We start from the raw sequence: 16,119 nt of genomic DNA, 5'->3' as shown, positions 1-16,119 counted from the left end.
CCGCCGCGACCGCCGCCCCGGCGCCGGCTGTCGGCGAATGCTGGCGCTATGCCGACAACCATTGGAAGAAGCTGCCTGGCACGACCACGCTGAACGGGTGCGTCCAGGCCCTGTTCGCCGGCCGCTGCGAGGTCGCCGGCGGGGCGAGCTACGGCCGCTGGGGCCAGCAGACCCTGCGGCTGGCGCCCGGCAAGGTCGAGATCTCCAGTGACAACCACAGCTTCCGGACCCTCGTGGAGCAGGGGGCCGGCTGCAGCATTCCGGCCGCCGGCTGACGCCCTCGCGCGCGCCGATTCGCGCGTGTAGGGTCGGGCCATGCTCTCGACCGTTCCGTTCCGCGCCGTCCTCGCTGTCGTCGCCGCCGCAGCCTCCGTCCTGGCGCTGGACGCCTGCAGCAAGCGGATCGAGCCGCCCGGCGACAAGGGCGTCTGCTACAACGTGACGTTCAAGCCGAACGGCGAGCTGGTGTACCACAAGCTGGTCAACACCCCGAACCTCGAGACCTGCGCCGCCAACCTCGAGGCGATGCGCATCAAGTTCCTGCGAATGGGCGGCTCGGCCGACGAGATCCTCGGCGCCTACCAGGCCAACTTCATCTTCGTGCAAAAGACCGGGATCTTCAGCGGCACGACGCTGGACGGTCCGCGTTATCCGGCGCTGGTGCGCACCGGCGACGGCCGGCTGGCGATCCCCGGCGCCATGCCCCAGCCGCCGCAGCAATAGGCTGTGGACGGCCCGGAACGTAGCAAGAACATTGGCTTGCCGAAGTCTTAACGACCCGTTAGCCTGCGCCCCTGGGCCACGTGCGCCCGCAACTACGGAAAGCTAGGACATCGACATGGCGGGCAGCGTCAACAAGGTCATTCTGGTCGGCAATCTGGGCGCCGATCCGGAGATCCGCACCCTCAACTCCGGCGACCGCGTGGCCAACCTGCGCCTCGCCACCTCCGAGACCTGGCGCGATCGCGGCACCGGCGAGCGCAAGGAGAAGACCGAGTGGCACCGGGTCGTCATCTTCAACGACAACCTGGTCAAGGTGGCCGAGAACTACCTGCGCAAGGGCTCCAAGGTCTATGTCGAAGGCGCGCTCCAGACCCGCAAGTGGAACGACCAGTCGGGCCAGGAGAAGTTCTCCACCGAGGTCGTGCTGCAGAAATTCCGCGGCGAGCTGACCATGCTCGACGGCAAGGGCGAAGGCGGCGGCATGAGCCGTGACGAGGGCGGCTATGGCGGCGACTACGGCGGGGGCGGCGGCTTCTCCTCCGGCCCGCGCCAGCAGAGCTCGGGGCCGCGCGAGGACTTCTCGGCCGACCTGGACGACGAGATCCCGTTCTGAACCCCGTCCGGGCCTGAACCCGGATCGACGGCCGGCTCCGCCAGGAGCCGGCCTGGCTGACTCAGTCCTGGCAGGCCTCCATCATGTCGGCGGCGTGGGTGACCGGCGCGGGGTCCAGGCCGCCGGCGAGGGGCGCCTGCGCCAGCACGGTGATCACGTCCGAGCCCTTCTCGAGCGTCTCGTGCACCGGGCAGCGGTTGGCGATCTCCAGCAACCGCTGGCGCTGCTCGCGTGAGAGGTCGCCGGCCAGCACGATCTCGCGGGCGAATCGGTCCCTGGTCTCCAGGCCGTCGCGCCGGTGCAGGACGCGGACCGTCACCGACTTCAGCGGCCAGGCCTTGCGCTCGGCGTAGAGGCGCACCGTCATCGCCGTGCAGGCGCCCAGCGCCGAGGCCAGCAGGTCGTAGGGCCCGGGACCCGAGCCCAGGCCGCCGACGGACACGGGCTCGTCGACCAGGAAGCGCGTCCCCGCCGCGCTGACCTCGACCTGGTACTTGCCGCGGCCGGTCTCGTGGACCTCGATCCCCTCCGCCATCGTCTCGTCCGCGCTGACCATCGTCGCCTCCTGGTGCTGCGTCGCGGCCACAATCTCGGCCCGGCCGCGCCGGCGCGCCAGCCCCATCTGGACCGCCCCGACGAGGTCTCAGCCCCGCATGTCCTCCAACTCGCGGCCGCGGGTCTCGTGGACCATGCGCTGGACGAAGACGAAGGAGATGGCGGCGAAGGCCGCATAGCCGAGGTAGGTGGGCGCCAGTCCCGGGGTCAGCGCGAGCGTCGGGAAACTGACCGAGACGGCGGCGTTGGCGATCCACTGGGCGAAGCCGGAGACCGCCAGGCCCGAGCCGCGGATCTGGTTGGGGAACATCTCGCCCAGCATGACCCACATCACCGGGCCCCAGCTGCCGTTGAAGAAGACCGTGTAGAGATTGGCGGCCGCCAGGGCGACCAAGCCGTTGGAGCCCGGCAGCGTCACCGCGCCGTTCGCCGCCGTGACCGCCGTCGAGAAGGCCCAGGCGACTGTCGCCAGCGTCAGCGTCATGCCGGCCGAGCCGATCAGCAACAGCGGCTTGCGGCCGATCCGGTCGACAGTGGCGATGGTGAAAAGGCAGGCGCCGATCGAGAGCACGCCCGAGAGGATGTTGATCTGCAGGGCGTCGTTCTCGGCGAAGCCAACCGCCTCCCAGAGCGACGCGCCGTAGTAGAAGACGACATTGATGCCGACCAACTGCTGGAAGACCGCCAGGCCGACGCCGGTCCACAGGATCGGGCGGATCTTGCCGGTGGTCTTGTCGACGAGGTCGGAAAGCTTCGGCCTGTGCTGGTCGGACGCCAGGCTCGCGCGGATCTCGCCGATCTTGCGCTCGGCCGCGGCCTCGCCGAACAGGCGCGACAGCACGTTCCGCGCCTCGTCGTCGCGTCGCTTGATCACCAGGAAGCGCGGCGATTCCGGGATCACCAGCAGGGCTGCGAAGTAGACCGACGCCGGCATCGCCTGCAGCCAGAACATCCAGCGCCAGGCGGGCTCGCCCATCCACAGGATGGCGGTCGAGCCGCCGGCGAAATGGGCGAGCAGGTAGTTGGCCAGGAAGGCGCCCGTCAGGCCGGTGATGATCATCACCTGCTGCACGCTGGAGAGCCGGCCGCGGATGGCCGCCGGCGTGACCTCCGAGACATAGACCGGCGAGATCACGCTGGCCGCGCCCACGCCCAGGCCGCCGAGAATCCGCGCCAGGATGAAGATCGACGAGACCGGGGCGGCGCCGGCGGCGAGCGCGCTGACGAGGAACAGCGCCGCGGCCAGCATCATCACCCCGCGGCGGCCGACGAGGTCGGAGAGCCGTCCGGCGACGAAGGCGCCGATCGAGGAGCCGACGAGGATGGCGCCGACGTTCACCCCGATGCCCAGCCGCCCGAGGTTGAAGGCCGACTCCAGCCCCTTCTGGGCGCCGTTGATCACTCCGGAGTCGTAGCCGAACATGAAGCCGCCGATGGTGGCGACGGCCACGATCGCGGCGATGAAGGCCATGTTGACGCGCTCGAGCGCGCCGCTGGTGGAATCCCGCATCATCCTCCCCGCGGTGTTTTGCCGTGAGCGCCGACGCGGACGTTAGGCCCCGAAGGCGTTGTGGACAATCTTCGCACCCCTAACGCGGCCCGTTCCGCGCTCTGCAGCCTTGACGACGCCTGCAGCTTTCCAATGTTGGAACCGTTAGAGTCCGAATGTTCGGGGGCGGGGAACGCGGGCGAAGCTCGGCCGTTCCGGCTGAATCGCAGGAACGTCACGGATGTCGAGCCGTTGGGGGCCAGAAGTCATGGCGGACAGGTTGCAAGTCGCTGCAGCCCGCCGGGAGATGCGCGGTTGAATTCTCGGAAAAGGAGCGAAAGCCCGAGCCCGACCTTTCAGCAGTTCGTCGAGGCGATCGACGACGCCGCGATCTACATGCTCGACGGTGAGGGCCGGGTGATGAGCTGGAGCCCGGCCGCCGCCCGCATCAATGGGTGGCGGCGCGAGGAGGTGGAGGGCCAGTCCTTCCGCCGCTTCTTCACGCCGGAGGACCAGCAGGCCCGCGTTCCCGAGGCGATCCTGGTGCGGGCCCGGGCGGAAGGCCGCGTTCAGAGCGAGGGCTGGCGGCTGCGCAAGAACGGCGAGCGGTTCTGGGCGCAGGCCTCCCTCCACGCGATCCGCGACGACAGCGGCGCGGTGGTGGGCTTCGCCAAGATCACCCGCGACATGACCCAGCCGCGCGCCGCCCAGCAGGCGCTGATCGAGAGCGAGCGGCGGTTCCGCTACCTGGTCGAAGGCGTCGTCGACTACGCGATCTACATGCTCGACCCGAACGGCGTCGTGGTGAACTGGAACCGCGGGGCGGAGCGGGCCAAGGGCTACAAGGCCGAGGAGATCATCGGCCGGCACTTCAGCACCTTCTACACCGCCGAGGACCGGCGCGCCGGCGTCCCGGCCCTGGTGCTCGAGCGGGCGCTGGCCGAGGGGCGCTGGGAGACGGAGGGGTGGCGGGTCCGCAAGGACGGCAGCCGGTTCTGGGCCTCGGTCGTGGTCGACGCGATCCACGACGACCAGGGCCGCCACATCGGCTTCACCAAGATCACGCGCGACATCTCCGAGCGGCAGGCGGCCCAGGAGGCGCTGGCGCAGAGCGAGCGGCAGTTCCGCATGCTGGTGGCGGGGGTCGTCGACTACGCCCTGATCATGCTGGACCCCAACGGGGTGATCACCAACTGGAACGCCGGCGCCGAGAACATCAAGGGCTACCAGGCCGACGAGATCATCGGCCGGCACATCAGCATCTTCTACACCGAAGCCGACCGCGCCGCGGGCGAGCCGGCGCGCGCGCTGCTGACCGCCATCGACCAGGGCCGCTACGAGGCGGAGGCCTGGCGGGTGCGCAAGGACGGCAGCCTGTTCTGGGCCAACGTCGTTCTGGACACGATCCGCGACGAGCACGGCGAGCTGGTCGGCTTCGCCAAGATCACCCGCGACATCACCGAACGGCGCAACGCCCAGATCGAGCTTCACGCCGCCCACGAACGCCTCGCCCAGGCCCAGAAGATGGAGGCGATCGGCCAGCTGACCGGCGGCGTCGCCCACGACTTCAACAACCTCTTGATGGTGGTGGTCGGCCAGACGCAGCTGTTGCGCCGGCGGCTGGGCGACGATCCGCGCGCGGCCAAGGCGCTCGACGCCATCGAGATCGCGAGCCGCCGCGGCCAGGACCTGACGCGCCAGCTCCTGGCCTTCGCCCGGCGCCAGCGGCTGAACCCGATCGTGCTTTCCCTGCACGCGCGCGCCGAAGACCTGTCCCAGCTTCTGGGCGCCAGCGTCGGCCGGGGCGTCGCGTTGCGGATCGACATCCCTGAAGGGATCTGGCCGGTGGAGGCCGACGCGGGCGAGCTGGAGCTGGCGCTCCTGAACCTGGCGGTGAACGCCCGCGACGCCATGCCGAACGGCGGCTCGCTGACCGTCCTGGCGCAGAACGTCCGGCTGAAGCGCGGCGAGATCGACCGGGAGATCGCGGGCGACCATGTCGCCGTGACGGTGCGGGACACCGGCGTCGGCATTCCCCCGGACATCCTGGCGCGGGTGTTCGAGCCGTTCTTCACCACCAAGGAGGTGAATCGCGGCACAGGGCTTGGCCTCTCGCAGGTCTACGGCTTCGTCGAGCAGTCCGGCGGCCGCGCCACGGTGACCAGCGAACTGGGCGCCGGCGCCAGCTTCACCCTCTACCTGCCGCGCTCCACCAAGCCCTTGGGGACGGTCAGCCCGCCACCCGAGGCCGAGGCGCCCCGCGGCGTGCGGGTGCTGGTGGTGGAAGACAATCCGGAGGTGGCCGAGGTCGCCGCGGGGCTGCTGGAGCAGCTCGGCAGCCGCCCCCGCGTGGTCGCCAGCGCCGACGCGGCGCTGCGCGTCCTCCTGGAGGGGGAGCGGCCGGACGTGATCTTCAGCGACATCGTCATGGCCGGGGAAATGGACGGGCTGGCGCTGGCCAGACGCGTACGGGCCGAATGGCCGGACGTGCCGATCCTGCTGACCAGCGGCTACAGCCACAACGCCGAAAAGGCGGCCCAGGAGTTCGTCATCCTGCCCAAACCCTATCAGCTCGCCGACCTCAGCCGCGCCCTGGGGGTGGTGCTGGACCAGCCGCCGGAACCTATTCCCTCCCATTAATGGGGTGGGACGACCACGAAGCTCAGCTTTCCGGCGTCGCCGGGCAGCTGTCGCCGATGCGGCGGGCCTCGGTCGAGGCGCGGCCGCTGAGCGGGATGCCGGCGATCTCGGTGGCGATGGTGGCGGTGATCTTGAAGCTGGTCTGGGTGTAGACGCCTTCGCCCTCGACCTTGACCTTGCCGCCGCCCTTGCGCTTCACGCAGGTCCCGGACATCCGGATCACCCCGTTCTCGATCAGCTTCGAGGGGTAGGTGCAGTCGTAGTGATGGTTGCTCGGCCCGGCGAGGAACTTCTCGACGTCGGCAGGCGTGATGCAGCGGCGCTCCACCTTGCTGGTGCGGATCGGCGACAGCAGGCGGTTGGTGGATTCCCAATAGCCGGGCTGGATGACGTCGGCGCGGCCGGGCTGGGCGGCGGCGGGTCCGGCGCTAGCCGCCGCCGCGACCAGGAAGGGAAGGATGGCTTTCATCTCGTCTCGTACTCGGTCCTGGGGGAGGACATTGCCGCGGCCCGTCTGAACGACGGCTCAACGGCGCCTCGACCCTTTGTTCATGCGTCCGGCGAAGAAGCCGCGACGCGCGCCTGATAGGCGGCCAGCGCCGCTGCGCCCGCCTCGTCGTAGAAAAAGGGCAGGAAGGCGTAACGGCGTCCGGCGGTGACCTTGGTCGCCTCGTGCAGGAGGCCGCAGGCGAAGACGCAGGCGCCGCCCACCGGCGGACGGTGCAGGTCGCGGCCGAACTCGGCGAACCGCAGGTCGCCGCCCGCGAAGTCGGCGTTGAGGTTGATCGAGCCGGCGAATTTCCGGTGCGCGGTGCCGAAGGTGGTGTTGTCGCGGTGGGCGTGGAACACCCCGCCGTCGGCGACGTCGTAGCAGCTCACCAGGTAGCGCTCGATGCGGGTCGGCCGAAAGCAGAAGGCGCGTTCCATCAGGGGGAACAGCCGGCCCTCCAGCCGCTCGCGGATCTCGGCCTGCAGGGCGGGGTCGGCGACCAGCACGTCGCGCCGGCTCTTCAGCTCGTCCATCACATAGTGGGTGCGCTCGCCCCGGTCGCGCATTACCCCGGTGAACTGGCCGGCGGTTTCGGCGTGCAGCGCGATCAGCCGTTCGCAGAGCTCGGGCTCGAAGATCCGGGGCGCGATCAGCACCGGAGCGCGCCCCGGCGCCCCGCCGTGCTCGGCCGGCGGGGGCAGGGCGGCGAGGTAGCCGAACAGGGCTGCGATCTCGTCGAGCTCGAAGCTGCGTAGCAGCCGCAGCGTCGGGTCCAGCACCATGAAGGCCGGCGGCTCGCAGCTCTGATCCGCGAACTGGACGCTCACCGCGCCGTCCAGGTCGAGCACCCAGCGCAGGCCGGTCATGTCCTGCGCGCCGGCGGCGGTCTGCGGGTCGCGGACGACGGCGAAACACGAGAGCCGCGCGTCGTCGAACATCGGCCGGTGTTCGGCGAGCGCCTTGAGGACCACGAGCCGCGGCGCATCGTCGCGCGGCAGGAAGGCCAGCAGGATGTAGCGCCCGGCGACGCTGTCGAAGGTGAACTGCGGGTAGGACGGGGTCGAGCCGCGGAACCAGGGGGCGGGCTCGCCGGGCTTGAGCGGCATCTATGGGGACCCTTGCGGCCATCCGCCTCGCGCGCGCCCGCGCGAGAGTTGTGAGGTCCGCCTTCGAAATGCTAACAACGATCCTACATAATCAGTCCGATTCTTACGGCAAATCCCTACATTGACCGACACGACCACCCCACCCGACCAGGGGCGCGGGGGCATCGCCCCTATCGCCATCGAGGACGAGCTGAAGCGCTCCTACCTCGACTACGCCATGAGCGTGATCGTCAGCCGGGCTTTGCCGGACGTTCGCGACGGCCTGAAGCCCGTGCACCGGCGCATCCTGTTCTCGATGAACGAGCAGGGTCACACGCCCGATCGCAGCTATGTGAAGTCCGCCCGCGTGGTCGGCGACGTGATGGGTAAATACCACCCGCACGGCGACGTCGCGATCTACGACACCTTGGTGCGGATGGCGCAGCCCTTCTCGATGGGCCTCCTGTTGATCGACGGCCAGGGCAACTTCGGCTCGGTGGACAACGACCCGCCGGCGGCCATGCGCTACACCGAAAGCCGCATGACCAAGGCCGCCATGTCGATCCTGGCGGACCTCGACAAGGATACGGTCGACTTCAAGGACAACTACGACGGCTCCGAGCAGGAGCCGGTGGTGCTGCCGTCGCGCATCCCGAACCTGCTGGTCAACGGCGCCGGCGGCATCGCCGTCGGCATGGCCACCAACATCCCGCCGCACAACCTGGGCGAGGTGGTCGACGCGTGCCTCGCCTATGTCGACAATCCCGACGTCAGTCTCGAGGACCTGCTGGACATCGTCCCTGGGCCGGACTTCCCGACCGGCGGCGAGATCATCGGCCGCTCCGGCGCGCGCAACGCGCTGATGACCGGCCGCGGCTCGGTGGTCATGCGCGGCAAGGCGAGCGTCGAGGAGATCCGCAAGGACCGCGAGGCGGTGGTGATCACCGCCATCCCCTACCAGGTGAACAAGGCGGCCCTGGTCGAGCGCATCGCCGAACTGGTGCGCGAGAAGCGGATCGAGGGCGTCGGCGACCTGCGCGACGAGAGCGACCGCCAGGGCATGCGCATCGTCGTCGAGCTGAAGCGCGACGCCAGCGCCGAGGTGCTGCTCAATCAGCTCTACCGCTACACCCCGCTGCAGACCTCGTTCGGCGTCAACATGCTGGCGCTGAACCGCGGCCGGCCGCAGCAGATGGGCCTGCGCGAGATGGTCGCCGCCTTCGTGGATTTCCGCGAAGAGGTGGTGGTCCGGCGCACCAAGTTCGAGCTTTCCAAGGCCCGCGACCGCGGCCACGTCTTGGTGGGCCTGGCGATCGCCGTCGCCAACATCGACGACTTCATCCAGATCATCCGCTCGTCGAAGGACCCGACCGAGGCGCGTGAGCGCCTGGTCGCGCGCGACTGGCCGGCCGGCGACATGCTGCCGCTGGTCGATCTCATCGCCGACCCGCGGACGGTGGTGATCGGCGGCTCGTCGATCCGGCTGACCGACGAGCAGGCCCGCGCCATCCTGGCGCTGACGCTCTCGCGCCTGACCGGCCTTGGCCGCGACGAGATCTTCGGCGAGGCCCGCAGCCTCGCCGAGGCGATCCGCGGCTTCCTGGAGATCCTGGGCTCGCGCGAGCGGATCATGGGCATCGTCCGCGACGAGCTGGCCGAGGTGAAGGCCAACTTCGCCGTGCCGCGCCGCACCGAGATCGTCGAGGGCGACGCCGACGTCGAGGACGAGGACCTGATCCCGCGCGAGGAGATGGTGATCACCGTCACCCACGGCGGCTATGTCAAGCGCACTCCGCTGGCGCTCTACCGGACCCAGCATCGCGGCGGCAAGGGCCGTTCGGGGATGCAGACCAAGGAAGAGGACGCCGTGACGCGGGTGTTCTCGGCCAACACCCACACGCCGATGCTGTTCTTCTCGTCCGGCGGCAAGGCCTACCAGCTGAAGGTCTGGCGGCTGCCGGTGGGCACGCCGTCCTCACGCGGCAAGGCCTTCGTCAACCTTCTGCCGATCGAGCCGGGCGAAAGCATCACCTCGATCCTGCCTCTGCCGGAGGACGAGAGCGCCTGGGACCAGTACGACGTGATGTTCGCCACCCGTTCGGGCAACGTCCGCCGCAACAAGCTCAGCGACTTCATCGGCATCAAGCGCAACGGCAAGATCGCCATGAAGCTCGACGAAGGCGACTCGATCGTCGGCGTGGGCGTCTGCAACGCCGAGCACAACGACATCCTGCTGACCACCGCGCTCGGGCGCTGCATCCGCTTTGCGGTGGACGAGGTGCGGGTGTTCGCCGGCCGCGACTCCACCGGCGTGCGCGGCATCCGCCTGGGCGGCGGCGACAGCGTCATCTCCATGGCGATCCTGCGCTCGGTCGAGGCCACCGCCGACGAGCGCGCGGCCTATGTGAAACAGGCCAACGCCAACCGCCGGGCCGCGAGCGGTGAGGGCGAGGACGTCGAGGAGGCCGCGAGCGCCGACGACGAGGAGGAAGTGGCCGGCGACGCGGCGCTCTCGTTCGAACGTTTTGTCCAGCTCGGCGCGGCGGAAGAGGTCATCCTCACCGTCTCGACCGAGGGCTACGGCAAGCGCACCTCGGCCTATGAGTTCCGCCGCACCGGCCGGGGCGGGCAGGGGCTGCTGGCCCAGGACCTGACCAAGCGGGGCGGGCGGCTCGCGGCCTCGTTCCCGATCGAGGAGGGCGATGAGATCCTGCTGGTCACCGACCAGGGCCAGCTGATCCGCACGCCGGTGAGCCAGGTCCGCATGGTGGGGCGCAACACCTCGGGCGTGATCATCTTCCGCACCGGCGCCGACGAGCACGTGGTCTCGGTCGAGCGCCTGGCCGACCAGGGCGAGGACGACGGCGGGGCCGATGCGGCGGCCGAGGCCGGCGAGACCCCGGAAAGCTGAGCCGTCATGGCGGACGGCGGCGGGATGATCGGCGGCCTCCTGGCGCGCATGGTGAAGGTCGGCGACCTCACCGTGCGGCTGCCGGGCGGGCGCGAGGTGCGGGCCGGCGACGGCAGCGGCCCGCCCGTGGCGATCCGCCTGACCAAGGCCGGCCTTCGGCGCATCGTCGCCAATCCCAGCCTGGGCCTGGCGGAGGCCTATATGGACGAGGACATGGTCCTCGATCAGGGCGGCATTCACGACCTGCTGGAGATCGTGGGACGAAGCGGCGCCCGCGGGCCCAAGGGCCGCGGCTCCTGGGCCAAGCGGACCCGCAAGGCGGTCAAGCGTCGGCTGCAGCAGGCCAACGACCGGGTCGCCGCGCGGCGCAACGTCGCCCACCACTACGACCTGTCGAACGACTTCTACCGGCGCTGGCTGGACGAAGACATGCAGTATTCCTGCGCCTACTTCGCCCGGGACGACATGACCCTCGAGGAGGCGCAGGTCGCCAAGAAGCGCCACCTGGCGGCCAAGCTGCGCCTGGAGCCCGGCCACAAGGTGCTCGACATCGGCTCCGGCTGGGGCGGCCTGTCGATGACGCTGGCCCGCGACTACGGCGCCGACGTCCTGGGCGTCACCCTCTCCACCGAACAGCTCGGCCTCGCCCGCGAGCGGGTCGCGGCTGCGGGGCTCGCCGGCAAGGTGCGCTTCGAGCTCAAGGACTATCGCGACGTCGAAGGGCCCTTCGACCGGATCATCTCGGTCGGCATGCTGGAGCACGTCGGCGCGCCGAACCTGCGCAAGTACTTCGAGACCGTGAAGCGGCAGCTGGCGGAGGACGGGGTGGCGGTGATCCACTCCATCGGCCGCATGACGCCGCCGTCCGTCACCAACGCCTTCACCCAGAAGTACATCTTCCCCGGCGGCTACATCCCGGCCATGTCCGAAGTCGTCACGGCGGTCGAGGACGCCGGCCTGTGGATCACCGACGTGGAGATCCTGCGCGTGCACTACGCCAAGACCGCGCAGGTCTGGCGCGAGCGGTTCCTGGCCGACCCGGAAATTCCCAGGCTTTATGACGGCCGCTTCCGGCGGATGTGGGAGTTCTACCTCGCCGGCGTCGAGCTGGGCTTCCAGCACGGTACGCACATGATCATGCAGTTCCAGCTGACCCGGCGGCTGGACACCCTGCCGATCACCCGCGACTACCTCGCCGGCTCCTGACCCGCGCGCACGAAATCCGCAGGTGACGGTTATCTGTTCGCCTGCTGCAAGTTTAGTCTTGCCAGATCGTCCCGCCCCGGCGAAAGCCGCGCAGATGTGAGTTGGGGGAGCCGTCGCATGAAGCGTGTCGGTCTTTATCCGGGGACGTTCGATCCGATCCACAACGGGCACACCGACATCATCGGCCGCGCCGCCAAGCTGGTGGACCGGCTGGTGCTGGGGGTGGCGATCAACGCCGGCAAGGGGCCGCTGTTCTCCCTCGATGAGCGCGTGGCCATCGTCGAGGAGGCCGTCGCCCCGCTGCGCGCGGTCACCGAGGTCGTGGTCCAGCCTTTCCAGGGACTGACCATGCACTTCGCCCGCCAGGTGGGGGCCAGCGTCATCGTGCGTGGCCTGCGCGCCGTCGCCGACTTCGAGTTCGAGTTCCAGATGACGGCGATGAACCAGCAACTCGACCGCGAGATCGAGACGGTGTTCTTCATGGCCGATCCGCGTCACCAGGCGATCGCCTCGAAGCTGGTCAAGGAGATCGCCGAACTCGGTGGGGACGTGAGCAAGTTCGTCAGCCCCAGCGTGGCGAAACGCCTCCTGGAGAGGGTCGGCCGGGCGTAGCTCCAGGCTGAGCTTTTTTGTTGGCCGCGGGCTGGCCCGCGGCCGCCTGCGCCGCTACTGAGTACCCCCCATGAGATCCGTCCTGCTGGCGGGCGCCCTGACGCTCGCCGCCTTCTCCGTGTCCGCCGCCAAACCGGCTCCCCCGCCGCCGTCCGTAGCCGCCCCTCCGGGGCCCGGCGATTGGCGCACGCCCGATCCGAACGACGTCCTGGTCATCGACACCAACCGTGGCCGGATTCTCGTCGAACTGGTCCCCGAGGTCGCTCCGCAGTTCGCCGCCCGCGCCCGCGAGCTGGCGCACGAGCACTTCTACGACGGCCAGACCTTCTTCCGGGTCATCGAAGACTTCATGGATCAGACCGGGGATCCGCAGAACAACGGCATGGGCGGCTCGAAGCTGCCCGACCTGCCCGCCGAGTTCACCTTCCGCCGCGGTCCTTCGACGCCCTTCGTCCCGGCCTACGACCAGTCGGTGGCCGAGATCGGCTTCATCAAGTCGCTGCCGGTGATGAGCCAGAGCATGATGCTGGCGCCGATGATGCGCGACGGCATGGTCCAGGCCTGGGCGCTCTATTGCCCGGGCGTCGCCGGCGCGGCCCGCTCGGGCGATCCGAACTCGGCCAACAGCCAGTTCTTCCTGATGCGCGCGGTCTATCCGAAGCTCGAGAAGCAGTACACCGCCTTCGGCCGTGTGATCGCCGGCCAGGACGTGGTCCTGGCGATCAAGACCGGCGAGCCGGTCGCCGATCCCCAGGACCGCATGGAACGCGTGCGCCTGCTCGCCGATTTGCCGCCTGCGGACCGTCCGCAGGTCCGCGTGATCGACCCGAACGGCCCGTGGTTCAAGGCTGAGATCGCCCGCGTGCGGGCGCAGGAAGGGGCCGCCTTTTCGGCCTGCGACGTGAAAATTCCCTCAGAGGTGAAATGATGGCCCAAGATCCCGAGAACTTCCTGATCCTGACGCTCGAGGGCGGGCCGGTGGTGATCAAGCTGCGTCCCGACGTGGCGCCGAACCACGTGGCGCGGATCAAGGAGCTGGCGCGCGAAGGCTTCTATGACGGCATCGTCTTCCACCGCGTGATCCCGGGCTTCATGGCCCAGGGCGGCGACCCGAACGGCACCGGCGCGGGCGGCTCGAACAAGCCGAACCTGAACGCCGAGTTCAACGACGTCAGCCACGTCCGCGGCGTCTGCTCGATGGCCCGCACGCCGAACCCGAACTCGGCCAACAGCCAGTTCTTCATCTGCTTCGACGACGCGACCTTCCTCGACCGCCAGTACACGGTGTGGGGCGAGGTGGTCTCGGGCATGGAGCACGTCGACGCCCTGCCGAAGGGCGAGCCGCCGCGCAATCCCGGCAAGATCGTCAACGCGCGCGTCGCCGCCGACGTCGACAACGCGGCCGACCTGCTGCCGTAAGCATAGATGCTCCCCCGCAGGAGTCCCCCAACGGGGGAGCATCTGCTTGCCTGCAGGCGTTCTCCAGTCACATGCACTGGAGCTTCGCGATATGGCCCCGCGGCTGAAGGTCTTCGTCACCTCGGATGGGCTGACCGACTTCGCCGTGGCGACTAGCTCGAAGGTCAAGGCGCTCGCCGCCTGGGGCGTGCGCCAGGACCTCTTCAAGGAGGGCCTGGCGCGGGAGACCGACGATCCCCAGCTGGCGGCCGAGGCGATCGCCCGGCCGGGCGAGGTGCTGAGGCGGCCGGCAGGAAGCCGGGAGACGCTCGCCGAATTGAAGTCGGTCAAGAGACCCGCCAAACCGGCGAAGACCGCCAGGCCGGTGACGCCGGCGCCGCCCGAGCCCGAGAAGCCCAAGGGCCCCTCCAGGGCCACGCTGAAGCGGATCGCCGAGCTGGAGGCCCGGCTCGCCGATCTCGACGCCGATCACGCACGGGCGGTGGCGGGGCTCGCCAAGGAGCGCGCGGCGCTGGAGCGTCGCGCCGAGGCGCTGGAGACGGACCATGCCGCGCGCCGGCAGAAGCTTGAGACCGCACTCAGCGCGGCGCGACAGGCGCCAGCGTGACCACCAGCGGATAGTGGTCCGAGCTCAGCCTGGGGCCGCGCCGTACGCTCACCGTGGCCCAGGCGGGCCCGGCGTAGACATGGTCGATCGGCAGGAACGGCATGCCCGGCCATTGCAGGCGCTTGTAGTTGCGCGCCGGCCAGGAGGGGACCGCCCGTTCGCGGCGGGGGATCCCGAACGCCTTGTCCCATCGGCGGCGCTGGAACGACCAGGGCGTCGAGTTGAAGTCGCCGACCGCAATCATCCGCTCGTGCGGGTGGCCCACGATGTAGGCCGCCAGGCGGGCTTCCTGTGCGGGCTGGTCGCGGTCGGTCGGCCAGGCGTTGTGCACGCCGACCACCTCGAACTGGCCCCTCCGGTCGGCGAAGGTGGCGTGCGTCAACGGCCCCGGCGCGGCGTGCGGCCCGTGGCGGGCGAAGGCCGCGGTCAGCGCCGGCTGGCGCGACAGGATCATCACCTCGCAGCCCAGGCAGGCGATCTGCCAGCCGCGGTCGCGCGCGAGGAGCGCCTTGCGGAAGGTCGCCGAGTTCTCCTCGATCACGGCGATGTCGGGCCGCTCCCGGTCGAGCCAGTCGAGGATCCTCCCCGGGTCGGGGTTCTCGTGCCAGACGTTGAACTGCACGACCTTCAGCTGCTCCGGGGCGCTCGCCGGGGCTTGCGGGCCGGCGGGACGCAGGAACTCCGGCGCGATGAGAGAGGCGGAGGAGGCTGCGCCGACCAGGCTGACGACGGCCAGGATCCAGCGGAGGCGCCCGCGATAGACCATGGCCGCGACCAGGCAGACCGCCGAACCGGCCAGCCAGACCGGCGCGAACTGGGCGGCGAGGTCCCATTTCAGGCTGACCCGGCCCCATTGGGAAACGATCGCCATGACCGCGCACAGCGCGGCTGTCAGGAAGACCGGCGGCCACAGGAAGACGTTGAGGACGAGTCGCAGCTGGCGCATCGGCGCCGCTCTAGCATGGCTGACGCTTGACGCGACCCCTGGCGCATGGCCACAGGCGCAGGGCCGATGAAACTTGCCGACTTTGACTTCGAACTGCCGGACGACCGCATCGCCTTGCGCCCGGCGAGCCCACGGGACGCGGCGCGCCTGCTGCTGGTCGAGCCGGGCCGCCCGCTCAAGGACCTCGTGGTGCGCGACCTGCCGGGCCTGCTGCGCGCCGGCGACGTCCTGGTGCTCAACGACACCCGGGTGATTCCCGCGCGGCTCAAGGGCATGCGCCAGCGCGCCGAGAGCCGCATCCGGGTCGAGGCGACCCTGCATCGCAGGCTCTCGGCGCACGTCTGGACCGCCTTCATGCGACCGGGCAAGAAGCTGGCGCCCGGCGACCGCCTGGTCTTCGGCGAAAGCGACGACCGCGCCTGCTTGCTGGGCGGCCTGGACGCCACGGTGCAGTCGAAGGGCGAGGGCGGGGAGGTGACCCTGGCCTTCGACCTTTCGGGTCCGGACCTGATGGCCGCCATCGCCGAGCGTGGGATGATGCCGCTGCCGCCCTACATCGCCGCCAAGCGTCCGGAAGACGCCCAGGACCGCGCGGACTACCAGACGGTCTACGCCGCCGAAGACGGTTCGGTGGCCGCCCCCACCGCCGGCCTGCACTTCACGCCCGAGCTGCTCGAGCGCCTGGCGGCCATGGGCGTCGGCTTCGAGCGGGTGACCCTGCACGTGGGCGCGGGCACCTTCCTGCCGGTGAAGACCGAGGACCTCGCCCAGCATCGGATGCACGCCGAGTGGGGCGAGGTGGACGCCGCCACCGCCGGGCGGC

Annotated in this window: 15 protein-coding genes and 1 pseudogene; 11 read left to right on the top strand and 5 right to left on the bottom strand. The window is 69.9% G+C overall.

Translation table 11 applies throughout. The annotated features are described in order from the left end of the window. The 3 genes and pseudogenes from VJS38_RS14015 to VJS38_RS14005 form a co-directional block, all read left to right on the top strand. Positions 1-275, top strand: a pseudogene (locus tag VJS38_RS14015) (hypothetical protein); the annotation flags it as partial. Positions 276-315: 40 nt separating this feature from the next. After that, entirely contained in the window at positions 316-723 is a 408-nt protein-coding gene (locus VJS38_RS14010) for a hypothetical protein (protein WP_324088767.1), read from the top strand. A gap of 115 nt (positions 724-838) precedes the next feature. Then, positions 839-1,336, top strand: a complete 498-nt coding sequence (locus VJS38_RS14005) for a single-stranded DNA-binding protein (RefSeq protein ID WP_324088766.1) — start codon at positions 839-841, stop codon at positions 1,334-1,336. Between the two features lie 61 nt (positions 1,337-1,397). Here VJS38_RS14005 and VJS38_RS14000 read toward each other — a convergent pair whose 3' ends face one another. Then, a complete protein-coding gene (locus VJS38_RS14000) occupies positions 1,398-1,958 on the bottom strand; it encodes an OsmC family protein (RefSeq protein WP_324088765.1) in 561 nt (186 codons plus the stop codon). A 21-nt stretch (positions 1,959-1,979) separates the two neighbouring features. Continuing rightward, entirely contained in the window at positions 1,980-3,401 is a 1,422-nt protein-coding gene (locus VJS38_RS13995; protein ID WP_324088764.1) for a sugar porter family MFS transporter, read from the bottom strand. A gap of 294 nt (positions 3,402-3,695) precedes the next feature. On the opposite strand from VJS38_RS13995, the gene VJS38_RS13990 reads away from it, so the two are divergent. Beyond that, the gene (locus VJS38_RS13990) at positions 3,696-6,020 is read left to right on the top strand and encodes a PAS domain S-box protein (RefSeq protein WP_324088763.1); all 2,325 of its coding nucleotides are present in this window, start codon (positions 3,696-3,698) and stop codon (positions 6,018-6,020) included. A 22-nt stretch (positions 6,021-6,042) separates the two neighbouring features. On the opposite strand, the gene VJS38_RS13985 is transcribed toward VJS38_RS13990, so the two are convergent. Together VJS38_RS13985 and VJS38_RS13980 are read right to left on the bottom strand one after the other, a co-directional pair. Continuing rightward, positions 6,043-6,489: a DUF3617 domain-containing protein gene (locus tag VJS38_RS13985; RefSeq protein ID WP_324088762.1), complete on the bottom strand. Its 447-nt coding sequence runs from the start codon at positions 6,487-6,489 to the stop codon at positions 6,043-6,045. 80 nt (positions 6,490-6,569) lie between these two features. Then, positions 6,570-7,616: a 2OG-Fe(II) oxygenase gene (locus tag VJS38_RS13980; protein ID WP_324088761.1), complete on the bottom strand. Its 1,047-nt coding sequence runs from the start codon at positions 7,614-7,616 to the stop codon at positions 6,570-6,572. A gap of 121 nt (positions 7,617-7,737) precedes the next feature. On the opposite strand from VJS38_RS13980, the gene gyrA reads away from it, so the two are divergent. The 6 genes from gyrA (at position 7,738) to VJS38_RS13950 (ending at position 14,350) form a co-directional block, all read left to right on the top strand. Continuing rightward, entirely contained in the window at positions 7,738-10,506 is a 2,769-nt protein-coding gene (gene gyrA, locus VJS38_RS13975) for a DNA gyrase subunit A (RefSeq protein WP_324088760.1), read from the top strand. Positions 10,507-10,530: 24 nt separating this feature from the next. Further along, positions 10,531-11,712 carry a class I SAM-dependent methyltransferase gene (locus VJS38_RS13970; RefSeq protein ID WP_414692446.1) on the top strand — a complete coding sequence of 394 codons (1,182 nt, stop codon included), beginning with the start codon at positions 10,531-10,533 and terminating at the stop codon, positions 11,710-11,712. A gap of 117 nt (positions 11,713-11,829) precedes the next feature. After that, positions 11,830-12,324 carry a pantetheine-phosphate adenylyltransferase gene (coaD, locus tag VJS38_RS13965; protein WP_324088758.1) on the top strand — a complete coding sequence of 165 codons (495 nt, stop codon included), beginning with the start codon at positions 11,830-11,832 and terminating at the stop codon, positions 12,322-12,324. Between the two features lie 70 nt (positions 12,325-12,394). After that, positions 12,395-13,252: a peptidylprolyl isomerase gene (locus VJS38_RS13960; protein ID WP_324088757.1), complete on the top strand. Its 858-nt coding sequence runs from the start codon at positions 12,395-12,397 to the stop codon at positions 13,250-13,252. Next, positions 13,252-13,743 carry a peptidylprolyl isomerase gene (locus tag VJS38_RS13955; RefSeq protein ID WP_324088756.1) on the top strand — a complete coding sequence of 164 codons (492 nt, stop codon included), beginning with the start codon at positions 13,252-13,254 and terminating at the stop codon, positions 13,741-13,743. Before VJS38_RS13960 ends, VJS38_RS13955 begins: the two co-directional genes overlap by 1 nt. A 91-nt stretch (positions 13,744-13,834) precedes the next feature. Then, entirely contained in the window at positions 13,835-14,350 is a 516-nt protein-coding gene (locus VJS38_RS13950; RefSeq protein WP_324088755.1) for a hypothetical protein, read from the top strand. Here the strand turns inward: VJS38_RS13950 and VJS38_RS13945 are convergent. Continuing rightward, positions 14,322-15,296 carry an endonuclease/exonuclease/phosphatase family protein gene (locus VJS38_RS13945; protein ID WP_324088754.1) on the bottom strand — a complete coding sequence of 325 codons (975 nt, stop codon included), beginning with the start codon at positions 15,294-15,296 and terminating at the stop codon, positions 14,322-14,324. The genes VJS38_RS13950 and VJS38_RS13945 overlap by 29 nt on opposite strands. A 66-nt stretch (positions 15,297-15,362) precedes the next feature. On the opposite strand from VJS38_RS13945, the gene VJS38_RS13940 reads away from it, so the two are divergent. Further along, positions 15,363-16,119, top strand: a 757-nt coding sequence (locus VJS38_RS13940) for an S-adenosylmethionine:tRNA ribosyltransferase-isomerase (RefSeq protein ID WP_324088753.1), incomplete at its 3' end; no start/stop codon positions are given.

The sequence above is a fragment of the Phenylobacterium sp. genome (assembly GCF_035276905.1).
Taxonomy (GTDB): domain Bacteria; phylum Pseudomonadota; class Alphaproteobacteria; order Caulobacterales; family Caulobacteraceae; genus Phenylobacterium.
Note: the sequence above shows the minus strand (reverse complement) of the source record. Positions and strands in the feature narration are given on the sequence as shown.

Bases quoted from the DNA above. Each gene is read 5' to 3' on its own strand.
- VJS38_RS14010 (WP_324088767.1), top strand. From the start codon at position 316: ATGCTCTCGACCGTTCCGTTCCGCGCCGTCCTCGCTGTCGTCGCCGCC.
- VJS38_RS14005 (WP_324088766.1), top strand. From the start codon at position 839: ATGGCGGGCAGCGTCAACAAGGTCATTCTGGTCGGCAATCTGGGCGCC.
- VJS38_RS14000 (WP_324088765.1), bottom strand. From the start codon at position 1,958: ATGGGGCTGGCGCGCCGGCGCGGCCGGGCCGAGATTGTGGCCGCGACG.
- VJS38_RS13995 (WP_324088764.1), bottom strand. From the start codon at position 3,401: ATGCGGGATTCCACCAGCGGCGCGCTCGAGCGCGTCAACATGGCCTTC.
- VJS38_RS13985 (WP_324088762.1), bottom strand. From the start codon at position 6,489: ATGAAAGCCATCCTTCCCTTCCTGGTCGCGGCGGCGGCTAGCGCCGGA.
- VJS38_RS13980 (WP_324088761.1), bottom strand. From the start codon at position 7,616: ATGCCGCTCAAGCCCGGCGAGCCCGCCCCCTGGTTCCGCGGCTCGACC.
- VJS38_RS13970 (WP_414692446.1), top strand. From the start codon at position 10,531: ATGATCGGCGGCCTCCTGGCGCGCATGGTGAAGGTCGGCGACCTCACC.
- coaD (WP_324088758.1), top strand. From the start codon at position 11,830: ATGAAGCGTGTCGGTCTTTATCCGGGGACGTTCGATCCGATCCACAAC.
- VJS38_RS13960 (WP_324088757.1), top strand. From the start codon at position 12,395: ATGAGATCCGTCCTGCTGGCGGGCGCCCTGACGCTCGCCGCCTTCTCC.
- VJS38_RS13955 (WP_324088756.1), top strand. From the start codon at position 13,252: ATGGCCCAAGATCCCGAGAACTTCCTGATCCTGACGCTCGAGGGCGGG.
- VJS38_RS13950 (WP_324088755.1), top strand. From the start codon at position 13,835: ATGGCCCCGCGGCTGAAGGTCTTCGTCACCTCGGATGGGCTGACCGAC.
- VJS38_RS13945 (WP_324088754.1), bottom strand. From the start codon at position 15,296: ATGCGCCAGCTGCGACTCGTCCTCAACGTCTTCCTGTGGCCGCCGGTC.